Origin of the sequence: Streptococcus sp. NLN76, from assembly GCF_015686645.1 — a bacterium.
Lineage (GTDB): Bacteria > Bacillota > Bacilli > Lactobacillales > Streptococcaceae > Streptococcus.
The window spans coordinates 1-3931 of the sequence record NZ_JADPMS010000073.1; the positions used below are offsets into that span (position 1 = coordinate 1).

At 38.7% G+C, this 3931-nt stretch carries 3 protein-coding genes and 1 pseudogene; all 4 read left to right on the plus strand.

All coding sequences use genetic code 11. The features are described 5' to 3' along the window. Window positions 1-190: pseudogene (locus I1A59_RS09045) on the plus strand (IS110 family transposase); the annotation flags it as partial. A gap of 412 nt (window positions 191-602) precedes the next feature. Further along, entirely contained in the window at window positions 603-1724 is a 1122-nt protein-coding gene (locus I1A59_RS09050) for a ThiF family adenylyltransferase (protein ID WP_196092438.1), read from the plus strand. 18 nt (window positions 1725-1742) lie between these two features. Beyond that, on the plus strand, window positions 1743-2654 hold the full coding sequence (locus tag I1A59_RS09055; protein WP_196092439.1) for an ABC transporter ATP-binding protein: 912 nt from the start codon (window positions 1743-1745) through the stop codon (window positions 2652-2654). Further along, window positions 2635-3372 carry an ABC transporter permease gene (locus I1A59_RS09060; protein WP_196092440.1) on the plus strand — a complete coding sequence of 246 codons (738 nt, stop codon included), beginning with the start codon at window positions 2635-2637 and terminating at the stop codon, window positions 3370-3372. The genes I1A59_RS09055 and I1A59_RS09060 overlap by 20 nt, the downstream gene beginning before the upstream one ends. Window positions 3373-3931: the final 559 nt, after the last annotated feature.

Genomic DNA, 3931 nt, shown 5'->3' on the forward strand with positions numbered 1-3931 from the left:
CAACTCTGTCAGACGTTATGACGAAGAATACAAAGCCTATTACCAGAAGAAGTGTCAAGAAGTACCAAAAAACAAACATAAACGAGCTCTCGTCTTAACTGCTAGAAAATTTGTGCGTCTGGTGGATATGCTACTACGCCACCGCCAACTCTATACGCCACCAAGGAGGCTTATGGAAGATACCTATTAGGATCCGCACACTCCTTGAAAATCTAGCGAAAATTGATTGAAAAACATCATTTTTCGCTAGCTCTTTTCAGTGCGCCCTTTTTTCTGAAAAAAAGAGTAACTGCTCAGAACTTTGAACTTGACTTTTCACCACTAGACTTTATATAGGGCAATTATACCAAAAATGACAATAACAGGTTTATTTTTTTCAAAAACAGAAAAGAATGAAGTGGGATTGCTATACTGATTTTAAAAAAGGAGGTGAGATCCATGCATAAGGTTAAAGTAAGAAAACCCGAAGCGGTCCGTGATATTTCATGGAATATTATCTAGTTTTGGGCGAGAAACAAGTCGAGATTATTCTTGGCTTGTTTTCTAAATCTATTTTTTATAGATACAAAAACTTAAGGAGAGATGATTCCGTGAGGTACTTTATGAAATATTCAAAACCAAGAATTAAGACAATTTATCCAGTTTATAGACTAGACTCGGAGACGTTTCGCATAGGTTCTCAAAAGAATATAACTACTGAATTTGAAGATCCTACAGGAGAAATGTGGGATTTGATTAAATATATGGACGGTCGTACAATTGAGGATTTACTAAGGGCGATGCAAAATAAATATCCTGATATTACACTTGATGAGGTGGAGTATGGGATTGATTTGTTGGATAAAGAAAAGTTTCTAGAAGAGTATAAGGAAGATAAATCGGATAGGTATACAGGAAATCGAAATTACTTTAAGAGGTATGCAACTCTCTCGATGAATGAGGAAGATGTTCAAGATAAGTTAAACCAATCTACAATTCTTTTACTTGGTCTTGGTGGAGGTGGTTCTCTTGTGGCAAATCTTTTGTGTGGTTTGGGCGTTAGAAAATTGATAATAGTTGATTATGATGTTATTGAATTATCAAATTTAGGCCGGCAATTTCTCTATGTCGAAAATGATGTTGGAAAAAAGAAAGTGACTGTCGCAAAAGAAAGATTACAACAAATAAATTCTCAAGTTAAAATAGACGCTATAGATAAAAAAATTCAAATAGAGAACGACGTTTTAGATTTGATAGATGGAGTAGATCTCGTAATTAGTGCTATAGATGAACCAAGAATTAAAATTCAACGAATAGTAAATAGAGCGATTGTACAAGCTGGAATTCCCTGTGTATTTGGAGGTAATCAGGTTAGTCGAGGTAGGGTTTATTCGGTTATTCCAGGTAAAAGTGGTTGTTTTGATTGTTTGAATATCGAGTATACAAAACGAGATCCAAACTTTGTGAAACAATTTGTGGGCCATCAAAAATCCGGTTTTCAACCCCCGACTATAGCTTACGGACCAGCTATGTTTCAGTTAACAGGTGCCATTGCTGATGAAGCGGTTAGAATTTTGACGTCTTATACAGAGGCTCAGAGTATAAATTGTCAGTTCGAGATAGATTATGAGAAGGGAGCTTCATTTAGACATCAGCCGTGGTCACGTTACCCAGAAGAATGTCCAACATGTGGGATTGGTAATGAGAATAATTGGGAAGTTTTCTCTTACTATGGATTAAAATAAGTAAATCGGAGGTAAAAAATGGACCAACGTTTAATCATTGAGAACTTGTCGAAAACCTATCCAAAGACGGGGGTGAAGGCAAACAAACAGATTTCCAGTGAATTTGAATCTGGGCTAGTCCATGCACTACTTGGACACAATGGGGCAGGCAAAACAACACTCCTGAATCAAATTATTGGCTTGCTTAAGCCAGACCAAGGGGAAATCAAATTTGAGGAACTAGAATTGATTGAAAATCCCCAGACTGCTAGAGAACTGATTGCGATGATGCCCCAACTACACTCTCCAATCCGTGGCATGACAACACGCCAAGCTATCCGAAGTATTGGGAAAATTCGAGGGATGTCAGGTACTGATTTAGAGCAAGCGGTAGATGCCTTACTGACCACTCTCGACATTGAAGAGTGGCAACATAGAAAAGTAGAGAAATTATCCGGAGGACTTTTACGATTAGTCTCCTTTGCTATGGCCGTGATTGCCCCACCGCCAGTCCTCCTACTAGACGAACCAACCAATGATGTGGATCCCGTTCGTAGAAAACTGCTCTGGCAGTACTTACAAAAACTCGCATCCGCCGGACATATAGTTGTCATTGTTACTCATAACCTCCTAGAAGTCCAAGGATATGCCGATCGCTATTATTTTTTTCACAAAGGCTCTCTCCTGCGGACAGGTAACGTGATTGATTTAAAAACAGAACGTCAACTCCGAGTGGAAGGACGAGCAGTTGAGAATACTGAATTTCCTCTTTCTGTTAAAAAAAGAGAAGATGGACTGTTTACCATGCAGGTCCCTGAAGAAAAAGTAGCCGGTTTCTTACAATGGCTAGGAAAAGAAGTGGAAAACGAGCATATAACAGAGTATGAAATGAATTGGCTTGATTTGAATGAGATATATGGAGGATGGATCGATGCTGCAGAAACAACTTAAACAAATAGCGAGTTTGGTAGAGTGGACTTTCCTAGGAAACCGCCACCTCTTTATTTTATGCGGAGCAGTTCAGTTTTTGATGACCCTTGCTCTGGTTTATGGATACTCTCTTGTTATGGGAGAAGTTTCATCAGAAGAAAAGCTTTATCTAGGAGCAGGAGCCATCACGATGGGGCTCATCTCACTTGGCTGTACGATGGCTGCACAAGAAGTAACCGGGAACCGGTTGGATGGGATGGTCGAATATTTACGGACCCTCCCTGTACCTAGAATTACTCTTGTTTTAGCGGATTTAGTGATCTGGATTCTAGCCAGTTTACCTGGAATCTTCCTCTCTCTACTAGTTGTCTACAGTAAATTTCAGATATTGCCTCAAAACTGGCTTTTAGTGATTCCAATTTTAGATTTGGTTCTAGCTACGATGTTATTACTAGGTTTTAGCCTGGCTTACTCAGCTCCACCTAGTTTGACTGCCTTGGTGAATCAATTGGTCTTAATGGTCGGCCTACTTTTTTCACCAATTCTTTATCCACCAAGCCGACTTCCTGAATGGATTGTGAGCATCTACAATTACCTACCATTTGTACCTGCAGGGAACTTGGTACGAAATAGTCTTTTTCAAGGTCAATCTGTAAATATTGTAGACTTAGGTTTATTATTATTCTGGAGTCTCCTAGCCCTGAGCGCCTCGCTATACCAATTGGAAAGGCGTGATTAATACTCGTCTAAAATCTCGTTAACTGTTGCTAGGTCGAGAGTGGACAGAACGATTTTAATTGTAAAAATCGTTCGCAGAGTTGCCTCTGCACAGTTGGTTAGGTTATCTTCTGAGTTTGAAAAGCGAATGAAAATACCAATTTGCCACTACTTCAAAGTTTTATAGTCTTTTAGTTTACTTTTAGTACAAGGCAGCGAGTCGTAGACAGTACTGAAGTACGGCAAGACGAGCTAACACAGTAATAAAAGATAAACTAAAAGAGTATAAGATTAGAACTTTTTACTCAACCTCTTTATTGAATGATTTACCAAATTGAAAATAGACAGCTGATTTTGCTTGAATCTGTTCGTGTAGGCTTTGTAGGGTTTGTGCTATTGATGTGTTTGATTAACATCTGTTCCTTCCCAAAGAAATTTCGATTAGATATGTTACACCCGTTGTGCTAGTTAATCCTGGAAATAATAAAAAACTTTGCGTATCATAAACTCAAAACCACCACGAATTGAGGACATGATATGCAAAGCCAAGTATATTATCTCGCGAATCCATCACAAACACA

Excerpts from the sequence above, each read along its gene's own strand:
- I1A59_RS09050 (WP_196092438.1), top strand. The coding sequence starts at position 603 with ATGAAATATTCAAAACCAAGAATTAAGACAATTTATCCAGTTTATAGA.
- I1A59_RS09055 (WP_196092439.1), top strand. The coding sequence starts at position 1,743 with ATGGACCAACGTTTAATCATTGAGAACTTGTCGAAAACCTATCCAAAG.
- I1A59_RS09060 (WP_196092440.1), top strand. The coding sequence starts at position 2,635 with ATGCTGCAGAAACAACTTAAACAAATAGCGAGTTTGGTAGAGTGGACT.